The 24,754-nt window shown below is 49.7% G+C and carries 22 protein-coding genes; 11 read left to right on the top strand and 11 right to left on the bottom strand.

The window, feature by feature from the left end:
• Positions 1-103: 103 nt before the first annotated feature.
• Entirely contained in the window at positions 104-1,255 is a 1,152-nt protein-coding gene (locus ACFSUS_RS13800) for a sigma-54-dependent transcriptional regulator (RefSeq protein WP_381523471.1), read from the top strand.
• Positions 1,256-1,381: 126 nt separating this feature from the next.
• Here the strand turns inward: ACFSUS_RS13800 and ACFSUS_RS13795 are convergent, their stop codons facing one another.
• Positions 1,382-2,479: a LuxE/PaaK family acyltransferase gene (locus tag ACFSUS_RS13795; RefSeq protein ID WP_381523469.1), complete on the bottom strand. Its 1,098-nt coding sequence runs from the start codon at positions 2,477-2,479 to the stop codon at positions 1,382-1,384.
• Between the two features lie 38 nt (positions 2,480-2,517).
• Here ACFSUS_RS13795 and ACFSUS_RS13790 point away from each other — a divergent pair, with 38 nt between their 5' ends.
• On the top strand, positions 2,518-3,060 hold the full coding sequence (locus tag ACFSUS_RS13790) for a hypothetical protein (protein WP_381523467.1): 543 nt from the start codon (positions 2,518-2,520) through the stop codon (positions 3,058-3,060).
• A gap of 48 nt (positions 3,061-3,108) precedes the next feature.
• Here the strand turns inward: ACFSUS_RS13790 and ACFSUS_RS13785 are convergent, their stop codons facing one another.
• Positions 3,109-4,302, bottom strand: a complete 1,194-nt coding sequence (locus ACFSUS_RS13785; protein WP_381523465.1) for a sensor histidine kinase — start codon at positions 4,300-4,302, stop codon at positions 3,109-3,111.
• 361 nt (positions 4,303-4,663) lie between these two features.
• Here ACFSUS_RS13785 and hemA point away from each other — a divergent pair, with 361 nt between their 5' ends.
• From hemA to ACFSUS_RS13745, 8 genes are all read left to right on the top strand, one after another.
• Positions 4,664-5,947: a glutamyl-tRNA reductase gene (gene hemA, locus ACFSUS_RS13780; RefSeq protein WP_381523463.1), complete on the top strand. Its 1,284-nt coding sequence runs from the start codon at positions 4,664-4,666 to the stop codon at positions 5,945-5,947.
• A 75-nt stretch (positions 5,948-6,022) separates the two neighbouring features.
• On the top strand, positions 6,023-6,616 hold the full coding sequence (locus ACFSUS_RS13775; RefSeq protein WP_381523461.1) for a DUF4230 domain-containing protein: 594 nt from the start codon (positions 6,023-6,025) through the stop codon (positions 6,614-6,616).
• 146 nt (positions 6,617-6,762) lie between these two features.
• Positions 6,763-7,323 carry a YqgE/AlgH family protein gene (locus tag ACFSUS_RS13770; protein ID WP_381523459.1) on the top strand — a complete coding sequence of 187 codons (561 nt, stop codon included), beginning with the start codon at positions 6,763-6,765 and terminating at the stop codon, positions 7,321-7,323.
• A 174-nt stretch (positions 7,324-7,497) separates the two neighbouring features.
• Positions 7,498-8,106: a porin family protein gene (locus ACFSUS_RS13765; RefSeq protein ID WP_381523457.1), complete on the top strand. Its 609-nt coding sequence runs from the start codon at positions 7,498-7,500 to the stop codon at positions 8,104-8,106.
• 67 nt (positions 8,107-8,173) lie between these two features.
• Positions 8,174-8,668 (top strand): NADH-quinone oxidoreductase subunit A, encoded by a 495-nt coding sequence (locus ACFSUS_RS13760; protein ID WP_381523455.1) that lies wholly within the window; start codon positions 8,174-8,176, stop codon positions 8,666-8,668.
• An 8-nt stretch (positions 8,669-8,676) separates the two neighbouring features.
• On the top strand, positions 8,677-9,231 hold the full coding sequence (locus ACFSUS_RS13755; RefSeq protein WP_381523454.1) for a hypothetical protein: 555 nt from the start codon (positions 8,677-8,679) through the stop codon (positions 9,229-9,231).
• A 29-nt stretch (positions 9,232-9,260) separates the two neighbouring features.
• Complete coding sequence (locus ACFSUS_RS13750; protein ID WP_381523452.1) at positions 9,261-9,806, top strand: NADH-quinone oxidoreductase subunit B; 546 nt, start codon at positions 9,261-9,263, stop codon at positions 9,804-9,806.
• A complete protein-coding gene (locus ACFSUS_RS13745) occupies positions 9,803-10,759 on the top strand; it encodes a hypothetical protein (protein WP_381523451.1) in 957 nt (318 codons plus the stop codon). Before ACFSUS_RS13750 ends, ACFSUS_RS13745 begins: the two co-directional genes overlap by 4 nt.
• A 90-nt stretch (positions 10,760-10,849) precedes the next feature.
• On the opposite strand, the gene ACFSUS_RS13740 is transcribed toward ACFSUS_RS13745, so the two are convergent.
• The 7 genes from ACFSUS_RS13740 to ACFSUS_RS13710 form a co-directional block, all read right to left on the bottom strand.
• The gene (locus ACFSUS_RS13740; protein ID WP_381523605.1) at positions 10,850-11,743 is read right to left on the bottom strand and encodes a 1,4-dihydroxy-2-naphthoate polyprenyltransferase; all 894 of its coding nucleotides are present in this window, start codon (positions 11,741-11,743) and stop codon (positions 10,850-10,852) included.
• 79 nt (positions 11,744-11,822) lie between these two features.
• Positions 11,823-12,440, bottom strand: coding sequence for a glutathione peroxidase (locus ACFSUS_RS13735; RefSeq protein WP_381523449.1), 618 nt, complete (start codon positions 12,438-12,440; stop codon positions 11,823-11,825).
• Positions 12,441-12,535: 95 nt separating this feature from the next.
• Positions 12,536-12,838 carry a hypothetical protein gene (locus ACFSUS_RS13730; protein ID WP_381523448.1) on the bottom strand — a complete coding sequence of 101 codons (303 nt, stop codon included), beginning with the start codon at positions 12,836-12,838 and terminating at the stop codon, positions 12,536-12,538.
• A gap of 66 nt (positions 12,839-12,904) precedes the next feature.
• Entirely contained in the window at positions 12,905-14,695 is a 1,791-nt protein-coding gene (gene argS, locus ACFSUS_RS13725; protein WP_381523603.1) for an arginine--tRNA ligase, read from the bottom strand.
• A gap of 109 nt (positions 14,696-14,804) precedes the next feature.
• On the bottom strand, positions 14,805-15,806 hold the full coding sequence (locus tag ACFSUS_RS13720; RefSeq protein ID WP_381523446.1) for a DUF2278 family protein: 1,002 nt from the start codon (positions 15,804-15,806) through the stop codon (positions 14,805-14,807).
• 18 nt (positions 15,807-15,824) lie between these two features.
• The gene (locus ACFSUS_RS13715; protein ID WP_381523445.1) at positions 15,825-17,498 is read right to left on the bottom strand and encodes a phospholipase D-like domain-containing protein; all 1,674 of its coding nucleotides are present in this window, start codon (positions 17,496-17,498) and stop codon (positions 15,825-15,827) included.
• A gap of 125 nt (positions 17,499-17,623) precedes the next feature.
• Complete coding sequence (locus ACFSUS_RS13710) at positions 17,624-19,999, bottom strand: penicillin acylase family protein (protein ID WP_381523443.1); 2,376 nt, start codon at positions 19,997-19,999, stop codon at positions 17,624-17,626.
• Between the two features lie 193 nt (positions 20,000-20,192).
• Between ACFSUS_RS13710 and ACFSUS_RS13705 the strand changes: the two genes are divergently transcribed.
• Entirely contained in the window at positions 20,193-21,368 is a 1,176-nt protein-coding gene (locus tag ACFSUS_RS13705) for a glycosyltransferase (RefSeq protein WP_381523441.1), read from the top strand.
• 2 nt (positions 21,369-21,370) lie between these two features.
• On the opposite strand, the gene ACFSUS_RS13700 is transcribed toward ACFSUS_RS13705, so the two are convergent.
• Positions 21,371-22,180, bottom strand: a complete 810-nt coding sequence (locus ACFSUS_RS13700) for a peptidoglycan-binding protein (protein ID WP_381523439.1) — start codon at positions 22,178-22,180, stop codon at positions 21,371-21,373.
• Between the two features lie 87 nt (positions 22,181-22,267).
• On the bottom strand, positions 22,268-24,694 hold the full coding sequence (locus ACFSUS_RS13695) for a YVTN family beta-propeller repeat protein (RefSeq protein ID WP_381523438.1): 2,427 nt from the start codon (positions 24,692-24,694) through the stop codon (positions 22,268-22,270).
• Positions 24,695-24,754 lie beyond the last annotated feature (60 nt).

Raw genomic sequence — 24,754 nt, 5'->3', positions numbered from 1 at the left:
TTTAACCGATTCAGGCAAATTTGGTACACATACTTGCGGATGCTGATATAAAACAGCTATTTTCGGGCATATACTAACCCCATAGTTCAATTTACCCCTACTTATGGCCAAGTTGATTATCGTGGACGACGAAAAACCGATTCGGGCGGCTCTACGCGATATCTTAGAGTATGAAGGCTACGATGTGGACGAAGCAAAAGACGGAGAAGAAGGGCTCGAGATGATCATGCGAACCGGCTACGATGTAGCCCTTTGCGACATTCGGATGCCTAAACTCAATGGATTAGAATTACTTCAGAAAGCCAGCGAAGCCAGCAGGAGCACGCAGTTTGTGATGATTTCAGCGTACGGCAACGTCGAAAACGCCGTAGAAGCTACTAAACGCGGTGCCTTTGATTTTATCACTAAACCACCCGATCTGAATCGCCTGCTCATCACGGTTCGAAATGCAATTGAGCGCGCCAAACTGGTCCAGGAAACCAAGACGCTCAAGAAGCGAATCTACAAACTCAATGAGATCGTCGGTGAGTCGGAGCCGATCAGGAAAGTTAAAGATACCATCAACCGAGTAGCGGCTACCGAAGCCCGTGTCCTGATCACCGGCCCTAACGGCTCTGGTAAAGAGATGGTTGCTAAACAGATTCATGAAAAAGGAAGTCGCGCTAGTATGTCACTCGTGGAAGTGAACTGCGCAGCTATCCCGAGCGAACTGATCGAAAGCGAGTTGTTTGGCCACGAAAAGGGAGCCTTCACCGGAGCCGCTGCCCGGCGCGTAGGCAAGTTTGAGCAGGCCGATGGCGGTACGCTATTCCTTGATGAGATTGGCGACATGAGTTTGTCAGCACAGGCCAAGGTGCTGCGGGCGTTGCAGGAAAATAAAATTACGCGCGTTGGTGGCGACAAAGAGATCAAGGTCAATGTGCGTGTGATTGCGGCTACCAACAAAGACCTGCGGCAGGAAATTATCAATGGTAATTTCCGGGAGGACTTGTTCCATCGTCTGAGCGTAATCATGATTCATGTTCCACCGCTGGCCGAACGGCGGGCCGATATCGCCCTGTTGTCTGACAAGTTTTTGCAGGATATTGCCACGGAATATGGTTCGCCGGTTAAAGAGCTTACGCCTGATGCGCTGGCTTATCTACAATCATTGCCCTGGACCGGTAACGTTCGCGAGCTTCGCAACGTCATCGAACGACTCGTGATTATGTGTGGCGACGAGATCTCACTTGATGACGTGAAATTGTATGCATAATTGTCTGAACCGGGATTTAGAGGATCACAAGGATTGACAAGATTCTGTTTAAAGATTGCTGCCAGAAACAAAATCTTGTAAGTCTTTCAAATCCTCTAAATCCTAGTTCAGACATCCCGGTTCCAATCAGACAATCATCAAATTGCAACCACGCACATCAGAGTTGTCGAAGCGGCCAATGACACGGAACGTACCATCAACGTCGACGTACTGCCCCAGGTCCTGCGTTTCAATAAATGAGCAGGAATCCAGGTTTGCCAAGTCAACAACGTTGATGCCTCCCGTACGTCGCTCACCGGTCCGAATGTAATGGTCCGGATATAGCAAAAAAGGGTCGTTGATGTCACGCAGAAGTACTCGTAAGGTCGAACTTGGCGCAAACACCCCCTGGCCTGCGGAGTAAGCCTGCGAGAGCAACTCGGTCATACCATACTCTGAATGAACCGCTTTGATGCCTAGTCTTTCCATCAATATCTCGTGCACTTCTTCCCGCAATAGCTCCTTCCGTCGGCCTTTCATACCGCCAGTTTCCATGACTACAAGATTAGCCTGATCCCCCAGGAACGTCAGATCTCGGTCCGACTCAGCCCAGTCTAGTAGGCCGAATGTCACCCCAATAAGTAATACCTTACGCGCTGAGTTTGTCAATTGACGAAGCCGGTTCGTTAATTCACGGTAGTCATTTAGAAAAAAACCCGATTGCCGCGAATCAGTTTGCATCATAAATCGCTGAACCATATACACCAGCGACGAGTTATTTCGTTCAAGATACGACGGCAGTAGCGCCAGGATGTCGAAGTTCCGGAGCGGACCATACCTCTGTTCAAAAGTCTGAGTACTAACAGCATCATAAAGGTCAGTATCAGGTACCAGGTGCCGACTGGTCTGCTCACCAGTAGTACCACTGCTGGCAAAGGTTAGCACATTAGGCATGGACTCGGCAACCCCCGGACTCACCCCAGTCAACACCCTGTGTTTCTTGAAAAAACCAATGGGCATGAACGGCACCCGGCGTAAGTCGGTAATCTGGTCGGCCTCAACGTTCAGGTGATGCAGATAGTCACGGTAAACAGGGTTATAGACGGCCTGGTAGCGAAAAACAGCCAACGCCAGCGACTCAAACGTATCGCGGTTGGGTGCCTGAGCGCTAACAGTCAGGATCTGCTGACGAAGTGACTGGCGAAAGGCAGTGACTTCGGCTGAAAGAGTTAATGAAAAAGACAAAGTAACAAAAGCGATTATTGCACAACGAGTACAACAGCATGCGACGGCAACTAATTCAACCGTATCTACTAACCTTGGGGGTAGCCCTGAGCTTATCGGCCTGTTTTAATGAGCCGAACTACTCCAACACCCCCGAAATTGATTTCCGAACTCTTTACCACTATCCCTTACCAGCACAACAGGGAGTAGGAAGAGGCAAACGAGATTCTGTTGTGATTACCATTGGCTTCAAAGATGGAGACGGTAATCTGGGCATTAAACTGCCCATCTCAAAACAAGACTCCACGGCATTTGCACAAAATGGCGGCTGGGGGAATTACGACATAAAAACGTTCAGACTAATTAATAGACAGTACGTTGAGTTTCCGCAACAGGTCAATAAGTTTTTAACATTCCCTGATTTAACACCAGATAAGCCGAGGGGACCCATTGAAGGTACGTTAGATTTTAATCAAACCTTCCAATATGGCACCAGCTTTCAGTTATATCCGACTAAGTTCCAGATTAGAATTCGGGACGAAAGCTTAAATGTGAGTAACGTTATCGAAACAGATACAATATCACTCCCGTATCCAAGATAAATAACCTACATCATTACACAAAGGCTTGTAGAACGTACAAGCCTTTTTTTATTCACTGTTAAGTACAATTCGGAAGGTGGTACCTTTGCCAACTTCCGAGCTTTTAACGTAGAGCCGCCCATTGTGGTATTCTTCAACGATGCGTTTGGCCAGCGTTAGTCCCAGGCCCCACCCTCGCTTTTTGGTGCTGAAACCCGGCGAGAATACTTTCTGCATGTTTGCTTTAGAGATACCCTTACCCGTGTCTGTAATGTCAATCGCTACTTCCTGATGCGGCAGCGGCACCATATTAAGCCGTAGTTCGCCCGTGCCTTTCATAGCATCTACGGCATTCTTGCAGATGTTTTCGATTACCCATTCAAACAGAAGCTTGTTAATTTTAACCATTTGCGTGGGCGGCAACTGACTCGACACGCTCATTTTCACCTTTGTTGAAATACGTTTAGACAAATAATCGGTGAACTGCCGGACCACCTCGTTCAGATTCTCTTCTTTCAACGTAGGTATCGAGCCAATGCTTGAGAAACGGGCCGTAATGGTTTCTAACCGCTGTACATCCTTTTCGATTTCGTCGGTTATAGATTCGTCATACTGTGCCGGGTCCGAACGCATGTACTCGACCCACGCCATCAACGACGACATAGGTGTACCTAACTGGTGAGCAGTTTCTTTAGCCAATCCAACCCAAACGCGGTTTTGCTCGGCTCGGCGCGATGAGCTAAAGGCCAAATACGCTAACACGCCTAAAGCCGTTAGAATGGCCAGCAGCGCGTAAGGAAAATACGTTAGCTGACGTAGTAAACTCGAATTGCTGTAATACACCAGCCCTCGTTCGCCATTGCCGATGTCAACGACCAGAGGATCATGCTTTTTTTTCATTTCAACAATCTTCTGCCGCAGAAACTGCTGCTGCTGATCGTCAGTAAGATCAGCTGGCAGGTCGATGTTAAGTTTGTAGGAGATATGCCCGTTTGGATCGACGTAGATAGCGGGGATTGTCTTATTGGCCTGCAAAATCTCGCTCGTCACAAAAGTCATATCACTCATGTTCGTATGGCTGGTATCAGAAGCATAAGCGATAGCTTTGGTGTATAACTGCACGTACTGCTCCTCACGGTCTTCGAGTTTAGTGATTAACCGGTCTGTGTACAGAAGCGATCCCGTACCGACCAGAAGCAGATTTAGAGCGACGATAATTTTCAGAATGTTATTCTGACTGTAAATGTCAAATGATTTCAGCATAAGGTGCTGTTACTTTCGGGGTTTGCCATCGCTGGCCTGCAACTACCGCCTGGTGCGGCCTTCTGTTAATGCAAAATTTTAACGTATAGCTCAGCAAGCAATATACTCAATTAACAGCCAGGGGTTATCAGGTCGCTAATTCCTTGTAATAATAGTAAACGAAAAAACGGGATTGATGGTGCAAATCAGAACGTCCATCTATCATCTTGTGTTCTTCTAGTAAATAGGACTGTGATAAGAATCAGCCTTCTTATTTGGACACCTTCTAAATAACAAAGCCGTTTGCACAGTCTGTTATAATGTCCGGCAATTGTACCGTAATTTTGCATTGGCCAATGGCCGATTAGTGTGATTTGCAACGATGTTAGATACTTTCAAATCAATTAGTTTATCTCACAAAACGGCTCCGCTCCGGGTGCGTGAACTAATTGCACTTAACGAAGACGAAGCGAAGCGATTGATGTTGCGGCTACGAGACTTTTTCGGATTAACCGACTTGCTCGTTATCTCAACCTGCAATCGAACTGAGGTCTACTACGCCTTCGAACAAGACTTAAACGCCGAAATCGCCCGTCTGTTACTCATTGAAAAGGGGCTGACCGATACCGAAAATTATTTGCCTTATTTTCAGTTTTTTGGCGCACACGACGAAGCCGTTCGGCACTTGTTCGAAGTATGTGTCGGTTTGCATTCGCAGGTTGTTGGCGACATGCAAATTCCGAATCAGGTGAAGCAGTCCTATCAATGGTCTGCTGATCTGGATATGGCCGGTCCATTTTTGCACCGGCTAATGCATACCATCTTTTTCACGAATAAGCGGGTGGCTCAGGAAACGGCGTTCCGCGATGGAGCCGCTTCAGTTTCTTACGCTGCTGTAGAGCTGATTGATGAACTAGTTGGCGAAAATCAATCCCCAAACGTTCTGGTAATCGGTCTGGGCGAGATTGGAACCGATGTTTGTAAGAATCTGGCCGATCGCAATGTAAAAAATATCACACTCTGCAACCGCACCCAGGCCAAAACCGAGGTGCTGGCTAACCAATACGGTTTTCGAGTGGCCGACTTCGCTAATCTGACCGACGAAATTCGGAATGCGAACGTAATTATCTCATCCGTCATGCGCGATGAGCCGTTAATAACACCGGAACTGTTGCAGGGCGTTACGGTATTGACGTACAAATATTTCATTGACTTGTCGGTACCACGTAGCGTTGATGCCTCTGTCGAGCAGATTCCGGGCGTGCTGGTTTACAACATTGATCATATCCGTAACCGTGCCGACGAAGCGCTGAACCAGCGCCTGGCGGCTATTCCGCAAGTCGAAGCCATCGTTACACAGTCGGTAGCCGAGTTTGGCGACTGGTCGAAAGAGATGGTCGTGTCGCCGACTATCAACAAGCTAAAAAATGCGCTGGAGCAAATCCGTCGCGATGAAATTGCCCGGCACTTAAAGCATTTAACGCCCGATGAGTCTGAGAAAGTAGACAAGATCACGCGGGGCATTATGCAAAAAATCATTAAACTACCAGTGCTGCAATTAAAAGCCGCCTGTAAGCGGGGCGAAGCCGAAACGCTCATTGATGTGTTGAACGACCTGTTTGACCTCGAAAAACAAACCGCCGACGAACCAAGACGTAACCACTAGCATCTATTTTTTTACGCAAGAAACTCCCAAATTGGTGACGATTTGGGAGTTTTGTTTTAGTATTAGATCTAGCTAATGCCTACACTCATAAATACACTACTTCGCCTTTTTGTGGTTATCGTGCTGGTGGCAGGGCTAATCGCCATTTGGGAGCAGATTCGCGGTAATGCTGTGATGAGCCGCTTCCGACGGGGAGATAACACAACCCAAAGCATTGTCCTGAAAGAAGTAACGTCGTTGGGTAGGTTAGAACTAGTCAAATACACCTTCAAGGATATCGTTGAACATGAGCAGATAAACGACATCTTGCCCAACTCCAACGCCGTATTGATTGTAGAAGGCGAAGCCACCGGGTGCCTTGATCTGACGCAGATAACGCTAGCTGACATCACGGCGGCAGATGACTCAATCATTGTGCAGCTTCCTAAGCCACAGCTTTGCGGCTGGAAGATTAACCACGACCGATCGCGGGTGTACGATACTCGGTTCTCTTTTCTGAACGAATCGCAACTTGTAAGCGACGCCTATCGACAGGCAGAGCATCAGATACGGCAGGCGGCCTTGACTGGTGGCATCTTAGAGCAAACTCGTCAGAATGCTGATCGGATGCTGCGTCCCTTATTGGAGCGCATCTCTAGCCGAAAAATCAAGCTAACCTTTCGGCATTAATTTCTAGCGTACGGGTAAATCTGTTAGATTAATTCTACCGTATAAACGTAATTCTGCCCTTACGTAGCGTATTTAATAGTTTTTTGGTAACATCAACCCCTAAAAGTCGTTTTCTCTGTAGGATCATTACAAAGATTTGATGCCCCATGAACACGAATACGCCGACTGTTAAGAATGGAGATTTATTGATTGCCGAACCTTTCATGGGGGACACTAACTTCGAACGTAGTGTTGTATTGGTTTGCGAACATAGCGATGCTGGTACATTTGGCCTGGTACTTAACCAGCTTACCGACATTCACCTGAGCGATGTTATTGAAGAGGTGCAGGCTGACCTTCCGCTGTTTGTAGGTGGCCCGGTGCAGCAAAACACGCTGCATTTCATCCATCGCCGACCCGATCTTATTGACAATTCTATACGCATTAGCGACGGTTTATACTGGAGTGGCGACTTTGAACAGGTTAAGCAGGCTGTTAACCTGGGCACGCTGGCTGATCAGGACATCCGTTTCTTTATAGGCTACTCGGGCTGGAGCGAAGGGCAACTCGACGAAGAGTTAGTTCAGAAAGCCTGGATTGTGAGCCGAACGAACGCCGACTTTCTGTTCGATACGCCAACCAATGAGTTCTGGCGGGGTGTATTAAAGCGCATGGGAGGAGAGTACAAGTCCATTGCCCACTACCCCGTTGACCCCCGGCTCAACTAACCGGAGCCAGTTTTCAAAACAGGACTGCTGCGGCTGTTACTAGTTTGTTGTAAGATTCGGTCTTAGTTAGGCAGGCGAATCAAACTCTTAACTTTTTTTAACCAATTTTGCAGGCGGCCCAACGTTTAGGCTAAAACACGTTATTGGAAGCGTAGTTTCTTCCTGCAGTCCTGTATGAATTTGTATCGATTACTTTTTTTTACCTGTTTCGTTACCTCCAGCCTGTTGTCTCGGGCGCAAAGCAATAATCCGGTTGGTGGACACTTCGGTGTCAAAGCAGGAGCTTCGTTGACCCGTGTCGCGATTTCGGGCGTCAGTACTAACCTTCCAAAGCAGGCACTACAGCCTCATATTGGTGTAATGTACCGGTATCGCCTTCAAAAATTCGTTATACAGCCAGAGGCTTTGCTGGCCATAAAAGGAGGAACCTTTCAAAGCACAATTCCCGGGCGCCAACCCAGGAGCCACTCGTATTACTACGCCAGTCTGCCTATCATGCTGGGCTATATCCCAACGGAGGGGTTAACCCTGCAGGCGGGGCCTGAATTCAGCTACGCACTCAACGCCGGAGACGCCACCGAAACTGGCCCTGGCGCAAAAAATGACGTAGGTTTAGCGGTCGGTGCTCATTACGATTTCCTGGATATGCTCGACAAGTTCAGCCTGCATATTCGCTACGTTCGGGGGTTTACCAATGTTTCTCCCGAAACGGCGGCTACGTACAGAAACCGGGTAGTTCAGGTGTCAATCGTATATAATCTATATCCGAAGAAGAAAAAATAATGCTGCTGCCTCATTGAAAGTAGCTGTTCACATACGTTCGATTGATTGCTGATAACGGTCTATTTACATGCTCTCTGATTTCGGCATCATTTTGCTGTTCATTCTGGCTGCATTTGCTTTCATCGGCGCTGTGCTGTTCATAGCTAAGCTGTTGCGTCCCGATAGGCCGAACGTAGAAAAGAACAGCACTTATGAATCAGGAGAAGAACCCGTTGGTAACGCAAATATTCAGTTCAACATCCGGTTCTACGTGGTGGCCTTAGTCTTCGTCTTGTTTGACGTTGAGTTAGTCTTTCTATTTCCCTGGGCAACGGTGTTTGGCCAGGAGCAACTCATTCGGGCTACGGGCGGTTTGTGGGGTTGGTTTGCCTTAGCGGAAGCGCTTTTATTTGTTCTCATCCTTGGTTTAGGCCTTGCTTATGTGTGGGCCAAGGGGTATCTGGACTGGGTGAAGCCACAGCCTAAAATTCCGACCGCCGACACAAAGGTTCCGGCCGAGCTTTATAACCGGATTAACACAAAGTACCAATCGCGCCCCGGCAATGATCCACCAAGCATGTAAACGCTCTGATGAGATACTATGCGCTGGTTTTGCTTTTTGCGTTAGTGCCTGCTTACACTTTGCAGGCTCAAAAGGCTCAAGTTGACATTTACAAGATTAAAGTAGTGACAGTAGTAGGCAACCGCTTGTATGGAACACTTGAGGCAGTATCCGAAAATGATTTAATCATCAATACGGCCGATAACCGTCGTTCGGGTAATAGGCTTAACAGGTTGAAGCTATCAAGCGTAAAAAGAATAGTACTTCGTCGGCGCAGTGGACAAAAAAGCGCGGTTCAAGGAGCTATCGTTGGCGGATTAGCCATCGGCTACGTTGTCGTAAACTCAACGCCCAAGAATCCATTTCGAAGTCCGGTTCTGTATGGCGTTAACCTTGCCCTAGCTGTAGCGGGTGGGGCCGCTGGTGGCGCAATACTTGGAAATAGCATTAGCAGCTCCCTGTCCAGAAAGGTTATTCGCCCCCACAATCGGGACCGCGAAGATGCGAATGAACACCTGCGACGACAACTCGAACCATTTACCTATAGTTACCAGATTGATGTCTTGAACCGCATTCAACCGTAATGCGTTGTTGCGTAAATCTAGTGTACTCGATGAATTCATCTGCCCCATCTGATAAAACCGGCGAAGCCAGCGTCATTCTGATGCGCTCGGAAGAGCTCCTGAACTGGTCGCGCGAGAAATCGCTCTGGCCCATGAGTTTTGGGCTGGCCTGCTGTGCCATTGAAATGATGCAGGCGTTCGCGGCCAACTACGACCTCGACCGGTTCGGCATTTTCCCCCGCCCTTCTCCCCGACAGTCAGACATTATGATTGTATCAGGCACGGTAACCTACAAGATGGCGGACCGAATTCGCCGACTCTACGAACAGATGCCGGAGCCTCGATATGTAATCTCGATGGGCTCATGCTCCAACTGCGGTGGTCCCTATTGGCAGCATGGATATCATGTCGTGAAAGGCGTTGACCGGATCATTCCCGTCGATGTGTACGTACCCGGTTGTCCACCTCGTCCCGAAGCCCTGATCGATGGTTTTTTGAAGCTACAGGAAAAGATCAGGACCGAGCACCCTTTATCAGGTAAGCCTGCTTCTATTGATCCAGTTTCATCCGACGACATTCCGGTTCATTCATCATGAACGCCCTCACCTCCTCATTACGCCACACACGCAGCTCCGGGCAATTAATTTGGTTAATTTATGGCGTTACGCTGATGTTAGGTTTATTGGCTGCCTTACCCTTTTACAACACGCTTAAGGCCGAAGATGAGGACTCACTGGCCTTCCTAAACCTACTGGATGGCTTCGACTACACGGTTTACTCTGACTTTATGCATCGTAGTGAGCGAGCCATTGATCCGCTTATGAGCGTTGGTCGCTGGCTAGGTGTTCTTTATCTGCTCCTGAACCTCTTCTTCGCTGGGGGCATTCTGATGCGCTTTTCACAGCCCAGAGGTTCCTTCAACACGGGTTTGTTCTGGCAGGCTTGCAGTCATTACGTTGGCCGATTTTTACGGCTGTTCGGAGTCACGTTATTGTTTCTACTCGCCGGAGGGGGTATCTGGCTTGTAGCGGGCACGCTGGTAGGGGTTATGCTCAGCGATGAACTTACCGAACGGGGGCTATTCTGGGTAGGAGTGCTTTTTTTCGTCCTCTTTGCTTTGACTGCCACCTTGTTGCTTTGCATCGGTGACTACGCCAAAGTGCTCATGTTTCGCGAAGACGAACGTAATGCCTTTCGAGCGTTTGGTCAGGCTGGGCGACTTGTTCTCCAAAACATCAGGCAAACGTATGGCTTGTATTGGCGGTTTATTTTGATCGGGGCCGGCTTATTTGGGATTTATTTCTTGATCGACGAAGCCATCGTGATGAAAAACTGGCCAACAATCCTGATTATGTTTGTTGTTCAGCAAGCCCTCATTTTTGCCCGAGCAGGCCTCAAGGTGTGGTCGTTAGGAACCGCCTACACGGTCTATGCAACGCTCCTTAAACCTACACCGCTCACTCGGCCAGCACCAGTTTTTGAACCGTTGTATACTCAGTCTCCAGCCACCGAGCCAAATAAAGATGAGCCACAATCATCTGTCGATTGAAATAGGTTGGACGGCCTCGTCCGACAGGCTAAAAACATGAAGAGAAAAGTCAACCTAGCGGCTGTCGGACGAGGCCGTCCGACCTACTCCTTAAAGCACCTGCCCCAAGCCGAATAACACCACAAACAGTAACGTAGTCAGTGCAAGTTGACCCAGACGGGCGTTGAGCTCAACAGGGCGTTTGTGCGTTGCTACGGCACGGCCATTTATTATAAACAGCGGGAAAGCAAGCAAATAGAGGTAACTAAACCAGTTAGCCCCGGCAAGAAATGAGTAAGCCAATGCACAGAACATACCGGTTAGCAGCAGCCCCCAATGGTAGCGAATGGCCAGTGGTAAACCCAACCGCGCTGGAATCGACAGCTTACCCGTCATGGTATCAGTTTCGATGTCGCGAATGTTGTTGATATTTAACACCCCAGTGGCGAACAAGCCAACACTTGTAGCGGGTAATAGCATAATAGGATTGAACGACAGCGTATGCAGGAAATACGTCCCTAAAACGCCTACCCATCCAAAGAAAATCAGAACGGCTATATCCCCAAAGCCAGCGTAGCCATACGGACGCTTGCCGTTCGTATAACCCACAGCCGCAGCTATGCTCAGCAAACCAAGTATCAGAAAGAACCAGAAGAGCATTGGCCCTGCGTTATAAAAAGCGACAATCAGCAAACCGATACCACTGATAAGCGATAACACCGACGTTATGATGATCCCCCGTAGCATGGCTTCTTTGGAAATATCGCCCGTGGCTACTGCCCTACGTGGGCCGACTCGTAGTTCGGTATCTTTGCCCGATACGGCATCGCCGTAGTCGTTGGCAAAATTCGACAGGATTTGCAGGAAGATGGTGGTTAAAGCTGCCAGCAGGGCGATTTGCCAATTGAAGCGGCCAATTGAAGCGGCCAGAAAGCTGCCCAGAATGATACTGGCTAAGGATAATGGTAATGTGCGCGGCCGGGCGGCCGCTACCCAAGGATTCATAGACATAGTGGAAAATCGAAAGAGTGAAAGAGCGAATTTTCTGGGTTTACAGCAATTCGCTCTTTCACTCTTTCAACAATTATATACCTACAGCTTTCTTAAACTCGGCGTCGTCGGGTTTGATTTTAGAAGCGAAAAAGTGAGTTAGCTCGCCCTTTTCGTTGATGACGTATTTGCAGAAGTTCCAGGTTGGAGCCTTGTCGTTCCAGCCATTCAGCGATTTGGTCGTTAGCCACTTATAAAGTGGAGACTGATCATCACCCGATACGCTTACCTTTTCAAACATGGGGAACGAAACACCGTAGTTTTTTTGGCAGAACGTAGCGATTTCTTCGTTGCTACCCGGCTCCTGACTCGCAAAGTTGTTGGCGGGAAAACCTAATACGACGATTTTATCACCGTGCTCTTTATAGAATTTTTCCCAGTCGGCATACTGTGGCGTGAAACCACATTTTGACGCTACGTTCAGGATAACGACTTTTTTGCCTTTAAAACCGCTCAGGGCGACAGGCTTACCGTCGATACTTTTGACCGTGAAATCATACAGAGTTTTGCTGGGAGCCTCGGCTCCTTCGGGGACAACAGCCACTTCGCTCTTGTCGCTGAAAATACCTTTAACGATGTTTTTGAACATAAAACCAGATGTAATAATGAACACACCGAAGGCAGTGAGTGTAAGTAGGGTTATTTTTTTCATAGAATGTGTAGGCAAAAACCTGGAATTAGGCCAGGGTACTGCCAAAACGGGTTGGCGAATGAAATAGTTTACTGGTTTCTGTTTACGAATGGCGGTCAGTTTATCACGTCGCGCATGTACAGCTTAACGCCCCCTACCCTTGGAGCAATCAGATTGTAAATTACGGCGAATAACGCCCCAAACACCATCCCTATAATTCCGTAAAAAATGGGCAGAAATATCGCCATTGCAATGCCGCCCCCCATCATAGCCCCCATGCCTGAACGGCCAGACATTGCTCCGAACATCGACCCGAAGACCAGAAACAACACGGCAAAAAACAGCCCGATAACTGCCAGTACTGCGCCATACACTAAAGCTACCGACGTAACATCTAACTTGGTAATTTCTTGTTTCATTCCGCAAAAGTTTAAAGGTTTACGGATTGAATATAAGACCTTTATAGGTCAGTTGCAGAAACAGCGCTACATTTTTTCCGGAACGTCTATTCCTAACAATTCCATTCCAGATCGGATGGTATCAGCCACTATCCTCGACAGTATTAGTCGAGTATCCGCTTTAACCGCATCCGTTTCTTTCAGAATAGACAGTTTATCGTAGAACTGATTGAACGTTTTGGCTAGCTCATATAAATATTGGCCAATGTAAGAAGGTGCGTAATCATCCCCCGCTTCTTTCACGCGTTGCGGATACTGGCTCAGTAAAAAGATAAGTTGTTGCTCAACCGGATCGAGTTCTCCGCCCATGTTCAGTCCCTGCCCCGTTGCACCAAGTCCTTCACTCGCTGCCCTGCGTAACACCGACCGAATACGGGCGTGAACGTACTGAATGTACGGCCCGGTATTTCCGTGCAAGTCTACCGATTCAGCCGGATTGAACTGCATTCGCTTTTGCGGGTCAACTTTCAGCAGGTAATACTTCAGAGCACCCAGCCCGAGCATCCGGAATAGTTCTGTTTTTTCGGCTTCGCTAAATTCACCGAGTTTACCTTTAGCCGCTTCGTCGGCGGCCGTGGCTGCGGCTTCGGTCGTTTCTTTTATTAAATCGTCGGCATCCACCACCGTGCCCTCACGAGACTTCATCTTGCCCGTTGGCAAATCGACCATGCCGTATGACAGGTGATACAGTCCGTTGGCGTACGGCCGACCCAACCGACGCAGAATAGCAAACAGTACATTAAAGTGATAATCCTGTTCGTTGCCAACTACCCAAATCTGGCGGTCATTGTGAAAATCCTGGTACTTCAGATCCGTTGTGCCCAGATCCTGCGTCATGTAAACCGACGTTCCGTCTGAACGTAACACCAGTTTCTGATCCAACCCTTCTTCGGTTAAGTCAATCCAGACAGATGCATCGTCTTTGCGGTAGAAGATGCCTTTCTGCAACCCCTCTTCAACGACTTCTTTACCGAGCAAATACGTGTTCGATTCGTAATACGTCTTATCGAAGCTCACGCCGATACTGCGGTAGGTCGCATCGAACCCGGCATACACCCAATTGTTCAATTGCTGCCAGAGCGCCACGGTTTCTGCATCACTCTGCTCCCATTTACGAAGCATCTCCTGAACCTCCTGCATCAAAGGCGCTTTCTTTTCGGCCTCTTCCTTAGGCGTTCCCTGCGCAACCATCTCTTCGACCTGCGCTTTGTAGGCTTTGTCGAACAATACGTAATACTTGCCAATCAGGTGATCACCTTTCATCCCCGACGACTCGGGTGTTTCACCATTGCCAAACATTTTATAAGCCAGCATCGACTTACAGATGTGAACGCCCCGGTCGTTGACAATGCAGGTTTTCACGACATTGTAGCCATTGGCTTTCAGAATCCGGCTGACCGAATCGCCCAGGAAGTTATTACGTAAATGACCGAGGTGTAATGGCTTGTTGGTATTCGGTGACGAGAATTCAACCATTACTGACTCGGGTTTCGCGGGCAACGTTCCGAAGGTTGGGTTGGCCGATATGTCGTTGAGCACCTCGATCCAGGCAGCGTCGGCAATGCTGATGTTCAGGAAACCCTGCACTACGTTGAAGCCGCTTACGATGGTGCTGTTCTCCAACAGCCAGCCACCAATGGCCTGACCAATCTGAGCAGGAGCTTGCCGGAGCGTTTTGGTTAACGAAAAGGTGACGAAGGTATAAAGTCCCTCAAATTCTTTTTTGGTTGGTTGCAGGACGACCTCATCGACGGTTGTGTTGAAGAGTGCCTGAATAGCTTGCTGGATGGCGGTTTTTAACTGCTCTTGTATGTCCATTCGGTTGGATTCCATGACGAACCGCAAAGGTAACGCCCCAACCAACCGAATTACAAATAGAAGCCTGCTGGCTAAACTTCAATTGTAGTCTATCCAGCAGGCTTTAAAATCAAAATACAACCAACTGGCCAGCCGCGCCAACTTGCTGTTGGGTATACGACACCCCGGCAACCTTCCGGCCAGTTGAGTCGAGCAGGCTGATCGATCCACCACTGTTGCTCAGCTGTATGCCTTGCCCAGTCGCTGCATACGTTAGTAGCTGGCCAGCTGGCAACGTCCCCTGCAGCAGTTCGCGCCGGTTCGCTTTATCAACCAGTACATACCCATCGAGATTGATGTCTTTTACCGACGCATTAAGGATGTATACTCGTTCGGGCTGACCACTCGCGGGTTTCACCAAAGCGGCAATCAGGTGCAGGTCTGCTACGACTGGTGCTGACGGGTCTCCTGGCTGACTGGCAATGGTATGGCCATTGTCGTCGGTAAAGAACGACTGTGATTGAAAGGCCAGAAATAAGGCCACCCACCGATTGGTAGTCGTGAAATGGATGAGCATACCGCCGTCCTGCCAGATGCCGTCCTGTGCCACAAACTGCGCAACGTTGCCCTGATTCATGTGGATGTCGTGGATACCCCGACCCGGTTGAAAACCAAAATACTGATCGGCCTGCGTTTCGGGGCCCCAGGTTTCGCCAAAGGCATAAATCAGTGCATCGGGGTTGTTGATCGCCCGACTCACGTATAAATCAAGCTTATCGTTCAGATCATTGTCTTCTCCCGGAACTTCCAGTGGAAGAGGCACCAGCTGCGCGGTATCGAACAGGTTGCGCCGGACAAAGTCGAGTGCCAGCGCGTTGGGCTTACTGGGCACTGACGTAACGCCCGTGGGCAGATCAGCTTCGGCAATCTTATCGAGCAACTCGTGCGAGTAATTATCAGTGAAGAAGTATAACACTTCGGACGGTGCCACTCTCGACTTTACATTCACGGCAACGCGATACAATAAGCCCGCATCATCTTCGACCAGAATCTGAAAGTGAGCTTTCTGCTGAGTCGCCCGTTTGCGCTCTTTGATACGCCCTTTCAGGACGCTATAATTCTTTAATGGCATGATGGGAGAAAAAAATGGTTAGTTGGTTCCGCTGAAGTAATTACGAATAATTTCTTTGGGGCTATCAGGAAGGTAAAAAAGCGTTGTCCAGGCTGGCGTTTCATCTAAAAATAGCCGGTCGGGCTGGCTACCACTGTCGACAGACGTAACGAGGTTACGAAAATAGAAATGTCGGAAAAGGCGCATGAACTCCCCGAAATAAATATCAGCAACCCGCTTATCCCCGCGAATAACCAGCATATTTTCGTCGTTCCGCTGAATCGAGCTTTCACTGAAATTGGCCGACCCGCTGATGGTAACCGGATCGTCGCCGAGCGGGTCGAGCAAGAGGTATTTTGTATGAACATACCGAACTCGTGAATTCAATGGCGTCATACGCTCTTTAATCCAGCCTTCGAGGTTATTAGGCTGATTAAGCATTTTCCCAAACGCCGTTTGATTAGCCGGATTCTTAACAATGGCATTGGCCCGTAACCCAGGGTCCGTTTTGTCAGACATGACGTAAATAGGATTTTTGCGGCCCGAACGTGCCAGCACCGTTTCAAAGCGTTTATCCAGGCCAAACGGTACGGTAATGAAAGCTGGCTTTGTTTGTCCATCCATTTGTTCGGCATACCAGTCGAGCACCCGCAATTGCGCCCGAGGACTGAAATAAACGCCGGTTTCGTTGGCGGTTGCCTGAGCGCCCACAATTGGGTCTATGGCCATCTGAAGCGTACCGGCCCGGATTGTTGCCGAATCGGAATCAGCCTGGAGCAGTTGCCAATAGCGCAGGTACTGCTCCGCTACGTTTGGCAAGCGTACCACATGCCCAACGTTCGAATGGCCGTGAATACCACCATTGGTCAGGTTCGTGGAGCCGGTCCAAACCGCTTTGGGGTCTCCGTTTTCGAGCAGCACAAAAAATTTGTTGTGCGAGATAGTAGCTGTCCGCTGCCGGAAGGTCGTAACCAGAGTGAGTCCCAGCCGGTCGACCCGTTCCCGTAAGTGGGTCATTTCCCGGCGTTCGTCGTCATTGTCGGCCCGGGCATGCACAACAATCTGCACATCAACACCCCGTTGAATGGCGTCGGCTAACTCCTGCATAACTGGCTCGTAATTGAACTCATATACACCAAGCCTCAACGCAAAACCTGGCCCGGTGGCCAGCCTAATAAACTCAACCATAGCCTCCCGTAATCCCCGGCTTAACCAGGTGTACACTTCATCGTGCCGCTGAGCTTCAATGGTAGCGAAGGGCGCGCTACCAAATCGGTTAACAAACGCCTGCGACCCCGCAACGCCCCGGTTAAAATACACATCGTGCGCATGGCCATTCCCGTTCTGCTCGGTAGTGATATCGACGGTTACCTCGGCCAGCGTCGTCATGGCTCCGGGCAGGCCGCCCCGCGCCAGAATCCGGTACCTATAGTCGCGACCCGGCCGTACGGTAAAATCGGACCAGAAAAAATCCTGAATAGGATGGTGTTCTGTTGAAACTAGTTGCCCGGCGGGCTTCTGAGGAAGCACGGATTGAAACACTTTTAAGGCTTCTAACCAGACTTTTCGGTTACTGGCAAGCTCTGTACGCTGGATTGAGAAGCCTAATAACTGGCTTCCTACCGGTTTGGGTAAGTTCATACCCAGCGTAATGACGTGCGTACCAGCGACGGCCAGTACAGACAAGGATTGGTTTTCTTCAGAAAAGCGCATCAGGATAGACGAGGAAAGTGGTATTTCTGCACTAAGGTACTGCCTCTCTAGTCTTTGCGAATGTTAAGTTTTACCCCACTTTTTAAACGGTAAACCCTCCTTTTTTATAGGGGATATTTCACTCATCAAGGCGTTAATGTCACCGTTGTTTCAGCCACGCTCTTGACTTTTTCTTTTGAGAAGTATACCGGAAAATAGCCATTTTCGGACCAGATCGGAAACAGGTCCCCATAATGCGGACTCGCCGGGTCACCCGATTGGCCCGGACTGTTGATCCCGAGTGTCTTGTCCCAATCTTCGGTATCCACTAGAATGCGAAACGATGCGCCGTGGGTCTGATTTAAGGCATTGGCCGTTGCGTTCACGGTTTCCCCGTATCCACCACGGATGGCCGGGCCCAGGTTGATTTTTTGCTGCGTGGCTTTGTCAACCTGGTCGCTGAGCGGATGCGTGATGGTAATGTGCTTGTTCTTGCGCTGCCCATACGACCAATCGTCCATATCGTTACCCAGACGATCCGAAAGCTCAGCAACGGCCCGGTCGAGACACGTTAGCAGTAAGCTATCTCGGTTAGGAGTCGGAACGAGTAAAGCGTCGATAACTCGCTTCGACGGTAGGCTTGTCAGGTAGCGTTGTGCATTTTTCGGCACGTGCTTCTGATATACTGCCTGCTTAAGTTGACCTTCCCAGGCAACGTAGATAGAGGCCGCCACTGAACTAGGCTCAAGTTTGTAATCCCACTTGCGTAAGTAGCCCAACGCCTGTTCGGTTCGGTTTTCGGGCGATGACAGGTTTTGCAACAACGGCACCAGCGTTCGTGCCGGAATTGACAAATAATCGGCTTGCAACGCCATAAAATCGACCAGATTCTTACGTTTCCCGTCATTGAGTACCTCTTCAATGCGGTGTGCCCGAGCCGGGCCTGACCAAGTCCAGCCAACCGCATTCCGGTGAGGGAAGTTTACGGGTGTAAGGTTATTATTGGCCGTAACGACGTAGCCTTCGGGCGGGTTGACCTTATTTGGCAATTGATTAATGGGCAAATAGCCGCCCCACTCAAAGCGGCCATCGCCGGGCACCGGCACCAGACCACTGAAGTTTTTACGGATGGGCGACAACCCAACAGCCTGCCAGCCAATGATGCTTGCTTTAGGGGCAGTTGGCCGCTCCGCCCAGATCATATTTTCGCCGGGCAGTCGACTAAACAAACAGGCTTGCCGGAACTCCGCCCAGTTTCGGGCCTGATTCATCCGTAAACTAGCCAGATAAGGGGCCGAACCTACGTCGAGCCAGCCCGCCCGAATTACGTAGGCTTTGTGGTGTTCTTTGTCTTCAAACACTACGGGGCCATGTTGCGTGTACTTCAATGTGGCTTTAACCGGTTGTCCACCCTTCACAGGAATGGTTTCGGTCAATGTTTTCATGGCTACCCAACGCCCTTTGTAACGGTACTGATTCGGGTTAACCGGGTTCGTTTCGTAGACGTACAAATCTTCATTATCCGTCTCGAAAATGGTTAGTCCCCAGGCCCCGTAATTGTTATGCCCAATGGATACGCCCGGTAACGTTGGCTCCCCCGCTCCCACTACGTTCCAGCCCGGCCCATCCACGCCGGGCCCATTCAAATGAACCCAATAGCGTAGCGAAGGGGTCGATTGCGCTCGATGTGGATCGTTGGCCAGCATCGGATAACCACTAGCCGACTTATCACCAGAAATGACCCAGTTATTCGATCCAACGTATTGCTTTTCGGTATCGAACCACTCATCTATTGCCTTGTCGGTTCGCCTGGCTTCGTCTTCATCGGCTTTTGTGGGCCGTCCGCCGAACTTCAACGGTAAACGGAACGCTTCGTACAGTTCGAGAATTGGCTGAAACAACTCATCGCCGTTTACGTGGAGCGTCAGATCTGGCTCCGACGGTTTAGATACTGGGTGGAACCATTGCAATTCGCGCAGCTTGTCGGCGCCGATGAGCTTAACCAACCGACCGTAGTTCAACTCGTCACGAACGTTATAAGCCAGTCCTTGATGACGACTGATAACAACCTCTGGCGTCCAGTAGTCTGGTTTTGTGTTGAGCACCCGAAATTCAAAAGGGAGCTTTTCGGGCGTTTTCAATATCTGGGTGATGTAGGCATTGATACCATCGACGAATGCCCGAACAATTTGTGGGCCGCGTGGGTGGTAGTGTTTTAACTCCTGCTCCATATTACCCCGAAAACGGAAGAGTCGCGTTCCAATGTCACGCTTCACTTCTTGCGGTCCTAAAAGCTCGGCCACTGTCCCTGTCGCCTGCCGTCGCCAGATTTCTAATTGAAACAAGCGATCCTGGGCCGCACAATAGCCTTGAGCGAAAAACAAATCGTGTTCATTTTTTGCATAAATATGGTTGACGCCCCAGCGATCTTTAATGATTTCGACAGGCTGCTGAAGTTTAAGATTACGTTGGGCGTAAGCAGTAACAGTGACCAGCAAAAAGCAGATAAGCAGGCGAAGCATAGTCAAGTATAGTTTCAGGTTTAAAAGGTAACTGGCAAACTTGACACTTAGCACCGAAAACTTACCTTTTACTCGTTGATGGTACCGGGCTTTTACGTCACTAGTAACCAACGGTTGCGGGTTTATGCGTAACATTGCGCCATTATTACCAATCCTGTTGCGGGTTTAGCCAGCTGTAGTACGACCAAATATTGTGAGGAGAATCCTGCTGTTTGATACCATTATTGATGGGCACCATGCCGACTATTTAGCCCATCTCGTTAATTACTGGCTACGCTACCAACCCGAGGGTGAGCTGCTCGTGGTGACCCAAGCCTCTTTTGAGGCTACGTTTCAACAGTTGCGGGACGACACCGCTAACAACGCTTCAGTTCGCTTTATTCCAATTCCGCCCGAAGACATCGAACGCACGCACCAGTCGTCGGCCTTGAGCCGCTCATTCAGCGAATGGAACTTACTACTAAAATATGTTCACGATCACCAGCCAACGCATGCCCTGATCATGTACTTCGACATTTTTCAGTTAGGCAGTTGGCTCGGCAAGAAAGCGCCTTGTGCTATATCAGGCATTTATTTTCGGCCTGATTTTCATTACGCTATTCCTCCGGGACTTAAAGCCCGTTTAAACGTACTCAGAAAAAAGGTGACGCTGCGGGGTATGCTCAACCGGGGTGTTCTGACGAATTTGTTCTGCCTCGATCACTCGGCCGTTTCAGCATTAAAACAAATGAACCCTCGAGTTAACGTGCTGGCGCTCCCTGATCCGGTAAAGTCATACGACATCAAGCCCGCAGAAACGAAACAGCTTCGAGCCGAATTGGGGATTGAGGCAGGCCGTAACGTTTTTCTGCTCTTTGGCCACCTGGACGACCGTAAGGGGATTGAACCGTTGTTGGAAGCTTTAAAGCAGCTAAATCCAGCGTTACGTTCAACCTTGTGTTTGTTGCTTGTCGGTTCAATCAGATCCGTGTATCAGGCCGGCATTGAACAACTGATCGCCGAGATTGACTCACAAATACAGATTGTTTGCGTGTTCAAAGAGGTTCGGGGTCGCCAGATCCAAACCTACTTCGAGTTGTCTGATTACGCGCTGGCTCTGTACCAACGGCACATCGGCATGGCGTCGGTGTTTATTCGGGCCGCCGTTTCGGGCAAGCCCATTTTATCGTCTGATTATGGCTACATGGGGCGATTCGTGCAAACCGCGCAGTTAGGTGCGGTAACTGATTCAACATCGCCAACAGCCATTTGCCAGCTTCTTGAGCAGGTATTGACACAGGGCGTCTCTTACTCAGAGACTAATCTTAAGAAAGTAGCCGATCAAAACTCAGACGTAGCATTCGCGGAGACTATCTTCAACAGGCTTTAACGTTATAATCCGTCAATCGAAAAGACGTCCATCGTTGTCTTTCGGAAATTGCGGACACGAGCGAATACGGCCGTACCGTTACTCGACCCTTTCGAGTCGGTGTTGCCTTCAATTGTCTCCACAACGTCGCCATCCACACGGCTGATAAATCCGGTATGATACCAATCGGGTGCTTTGGGGTATCGCAAAAGAAACACATCGCCCGGCCGCATTTGTGAGGGATCTTTCTGTAAAAGGGCATTATCAATCAGTCGGCCATTCCGCTGACCACTCAATGCCATTACGTCGCAACTGAGCGTTTGCGGCATGATGGCAGTAAACGAGCGGCCATGCGCCGAAGCCACCTGATCGAGTATGGTTTGCACGAAGCCCGCACACCACTTAAAGGGCGAGCCATCCAGCCCATCACAATAGCTACGGACCCACGGCCCCAGGTTTTGAGCTTCGGTATTCTGGAGTTCGGTGGCCCGCTGCCGCAAATGCATTTGGGCTACCTGCACCACCGCTCGCCGGACGTCGGGTGCGGCTGCCTTTGCCTGAAAAGCCGTTGATAAGGGTTTGCTCAGTTGCGCGAACAACTCCGGCGAGACAATTCCTGTTCTGGGTAGATCGAGCGCATCTTCAAAATTGCACACGGCCCGCCGGGTTGCCGGGCCGAACTGGCCGTCTACATTCGTCGTCAGCGTCACCTCCGGAAAGCGCAGCGCATTGAGCGACAACCATTCCTGAACACGTTTTACGTCGGCCCCCTTGCTGCCTTGCTCGAGTGTATTTTGTAAGGTAAGTTCTTTCTGGAAAGCTGTTTTAAGCATTATGGACTATACCAAAATCACGTTTGCATGAATCAGCTGCAAGGTACAACGTGGAATTTGGTACGCTGATAATAACTTCATAAACGGCTAATCGTCGTCATCATCGTCATCTTTGTCAGCAACCAACAGGAAAGCCCCGCGCTTCGGTGCGGGCATCACCGCATGTTCGCCTTTGACCGCCTTCCAGATAATTTCGTTGAACAACCGGTCATCGATCTTATCGGCATACCGCAAATCCAGCTTCTCCGACTGACGGGCCGGTTCGTTCATGGCGGTGTTTTTAGCATCGAGGTCGATGTTGGCCGGAATGTGCGTGTAGGGTGTTAAAGTCGGTGTATTGGTGAAGCAGGCAAACATGGGGGTAGCCGCTGCATCGTACTGGCTCATGGGCGGCAAACCCAAAATCAATTCAATCGTCCGCAACATCCCCGAAGTTGAATACATGGTATGCTCAACATGCTTACGCTTCGTGTATGGACTAATGACCAAAGCCGGTGAGCGGTGCGCATCAACGTGGTCAGCGCCGTTCTGAGCATCGTCTTCCAGGATGAACACAGCCGATTCTTTCCAGATCGGGCTCTTTGACAAGTACTCGATGAATCGCCCAACTGCCAGGTCATTATCAGCTACGTGCGCAGCAGGGGTTGGCGCTCCAACTCGGGCTCCGCTCGTGTGGTCATTGCCAAGGCGAATGCTGCTGAAATGAGGCACTGCGTTGATCGCGATCAGGGAATCAATATCTTTCTTCCAGATCTCGACCCGGTCAATGTCTTTAACTTTCAAATCATAATCTGGGTAGTTCGGTGCGAAACGGCCATCAAGCGCTGATCCTTTACGTTTTGAATAAGCCTCAAATTCGCCGTAGCTTCGGTAGCGAAGGCCCGCCCGCTGACAGTAGTCCCAAATGAAGCCCTTCTTTGGGTACGCCACCGGCCGACTTCCTTCAAAGTCGTACGTACCTCCTCGACCACCGTAGCTCGTTGGCCACACCTTTTCGACGTAGTCGGTGGCGTAGGCTGCCGTTGACCAGTTGTGCCCATCGGCACTTACTTCGGCATCAACGTAAAAGTTGTCCAGGAGGACAAATTCCCGCGCCAGAGCGTGCTGATTGGGGGTAATCTTCTCTGGAAAGATACACAACGACGTATCGCCATTGCCGCCGGGCATATCCCCGAACACCTGGTCGTAGGTCCGGTTTTCTTTGATGATATAAAAGACGTGCTTGATGGGCGAGTTTTTGGCACCAACAACTTTTGGGATTGGATTGTTAGCTTCTCCGGCAGCCTGCTTTTCTTTCTCCTTGGTGTAAGGGGTATTCTGATAAACGAGTTTCGACAACCCCGTTAACTCTGCCGGTTTAGGCAGATCGAAGATAGACAAGGTGCCTTTAAACAGCCCGGCAATGTACTCCGTGCCCGACTCCCGGCGCTTATAAGGATTCGGGCCATTCGGGTTCGCTTTCGACGAAAACCCTTTCCCATTCGCTACCAGAACCTTCTTGCCAACGACCTTGACCGACGTTGGATACCAGCCCGTCGGAATAAAACCCAGCGACCGGCTTTTGCCCGGCTTCGATACGTCGAATACCGCCAGACAGTTGTTGTCGGCATTGGCAACCAGCAAGCTTTTCTGATCCGACGAAAGCGCCAGTCCATTGGGTGTGCTGCCAGCCGGAGCATCGGGGAATAAGGCCGTAGTAACCGTTTCGAGCGTCTTCCCGGTTTTTACGTCAATTACCGACACCGAATTGTCATTGGCATTTGCTACAAACAACAGTTTCCCGTCGCGGCTGAACACCATGTCATTGGGATGACTACCCGTTTTCAGCTCGCGGGTCAGCTTTTGCTGCTTCGGGTCATACACAACGATTTTCTCCGCTCCCCAAACCGAAATATACAGCTCATCAGACACAGGCGACCGCAAGCAGGTATAGGCTTCAGCGGGCAACTTAATCCGGTTTTTGATCTGCTTACTGGCTAAATCGCAGACGTAGAGTGAGCTATCATCTTTGGTGACAGCATATAATGTAGCGCCAGCCTTATCGGTCTCGACACCTGCTACCGAAATCCGGATAGGCCAGGGTTTGCCCAACACGACCGAATCAACTTTGTTTAGTTTATCGCCCGAGACGTCGTAAATCAGAATGCGGTTGTCGTTGCCCCCGGAGGCCAGCAAGCGCTTCCCATCAGGACTAAACTTCAAGCCTACCCATGACTTACTGATTTCAACTTCGCTGAGGACTTTTTCTCCTGTTACGTCGATCAACTGGATGGATTGCGTACTCTGCCCGTTGTTTGTTACGGCCAGCCGCTTTCCGTTTGGGGAAACCGTCATGTTCAATGGCAAATCGCCCAATGGTAGTGAGCGTCCGACCGGCGTCAGGCTCCAACCGTTGGGAAGGGTTACCCGTTTTTCAATGGGTAATGTAGTCTTAGTTACTTGGGTGGATTTGGGAGCCTGCGCTAAACTTAGCACGGCCTGAGCGAGGAGTATAGAAGTAAGTAAAGAGCGCATAATAGCAGGGGATTCAGGCAAAGGTAACTCAGAATAGATTTTCTGTATGTTACGTACTTG

It is taken from the genome of Spirosoma soli, assembly GCF_042684525.1.
Taxonomy (GTDB): Bacteria; Bacteroidota; Bacteroidia; order Cytophagales; family Spirosomataceae; genus Spirosoma; species Spirosoma soli.
This window is presented reverse-complemented; position numbering and strand designations above follow the sequence as displayed.

Excerpts from the sequence above, each read along its gene's own strand:
- ACFSUS_RS13755 (WP_381523454.1), top strand. The coding sequence starts at position 8,677 with ATGAGATACTATGCGCTGGTTTTGCTTTTTGCGTTAGTGCCTGCTTAC.
- ACFSUS_RS13785 (WP_381523465.1), bottom strand. The coding sequence starts at position 4,302 with ATGCTGAAATCATTTGACATTTACAGTCAGAATAACATTCTGAAAATT.
- ACFSUS_RS13695 (WP_381523438.1), bottom strand. The coding sequence starts at position 24,694 with ATGCGCTCTTTACTTACTTCTATACTCCTCGCTCAGGCCGTGCTAAGT.
- ACFSUS_RS13790 (WP_381523467.1), top strand. The coding sequence starts at position 2,518 with ATGCGACGGCAACTAATTCAACCGTATCTACTAACCTTGGGGGTAGCC.
- ACFSUS_RS13715 (WP_381523445.1), bottom strand. The coding sequence starts at position 17,498 with ATGCGCTTTTCTGAAGAAAACCAATCCTTGTCTGTACTGGCCGTCGCT.
- hemA (WP_381523463.1), top strand. The coding sequence starts at position 4,664 with ATGTTAGATACTTTCAAATCAATTAGTTTATCTCACAAAACGGCTCCG.
- ACFSUS_RS13730 (WP_381523448.1), bottom strand. The coding sequence starts at position 12,838 with ATGAAACAAGAAATTACCAAGTTAGATGTTACGTCGGTAGCTTTAGTG.
- ACFSUS_RS13745 (WP_381523451.1), top strand. The coding sequence starts at position 9,803 with ATGAACGCCCTCACCTCCTCATTACGCCACACACGCAGCTCCGGGCAA.
- ACFSUS_RS13710 (WP_381523443.1), bottom strand. The coding sequence starts at position 19,999 with ATGCTTCGCCTGCTTATCTGCTTTTTGCTGGTCACTGTTACTGCTTAC.
- ACFSUS_RS13800 (WP_381523471.1), top strand. The coding sequence starts at position 104 with ATGGCCAAGTTGATTATCGTGGACGACGAAAAACCGATTCGGGCGGCT.
- ACFSUS_RS13765 (WP_381523457.1), top strand. The coding sequence starts at position 7,498 with ATGAATTTGTATCGATTACTTTTTTTTACCTGTTTCGTTACCTCCAGC.
- ACFSUS_RS13700 (WP_381523439.1), bottom strand. The coding sequence starts at position 22,180 with ATGCTTAAAACAGCTTTCCAGAAAGAACTTACCTTACAAAATACACTC.
- ACFSUS_RS13760 (WP_381523455.1), top strand. The coding sequence starts at position 8,174 with ATGCTCTCTGATTTCGGCATCATTTTGCTGTTCATTCTGGCTGCATTT.
- ACFSUS_RS13775 (WP_381523461.1), top strand. The coding sequence starts at position 6,023 with ATGCCTACACTCATAAATACACTACTTCGCCTTTTTGTGGTTATCGTG.
- ACFSUS_RS13720 (WP_381523446.1), bottom strand. The coding sequence starts at position 15,806 with ATGCCATTAAAGAATTATAGCGTCCTGAAAGGGCGTATCAAAGAGCGC.
- argS (WP_381523603.1), bottom strand. The coding sequence starts at position 14,695 with ATGGACATACAAGAGCAGTTAAAAACCGCCATCCAGCAAGCTATTCAG.
- ACFSUS_RS13770 (WP_381523459.1), top strand. The coding sequence starts at position 6,763 with ATGAACACGAATACGCCGACTGTTAAGAATGGAGATTTATTGATTGCC.
- ACFSUS_RS13740 (WP_381523605.1), bottom strand. The coding sequence starts at position 11,743 with ATGAATCCTTGGGTAGCGGCCGCCCGGCCGCGCACATTACCATTATCC.
- ACFSUS_RS13750 (WP_381523452.1), top strand. The coding sequence starts at position 9,261 with ATGAATTCATCTGCCCCATCTGATAAAACCGGCGAAGCCAGCGTCATT.
- ACFSUS_RS13735 (WP_381523449.1), bottom strand. The coding sequence starts at position 12,440 with ATGAAAAAAATAACCCTACTTACACTCACTGCCTTCGGTGTGTTCATT.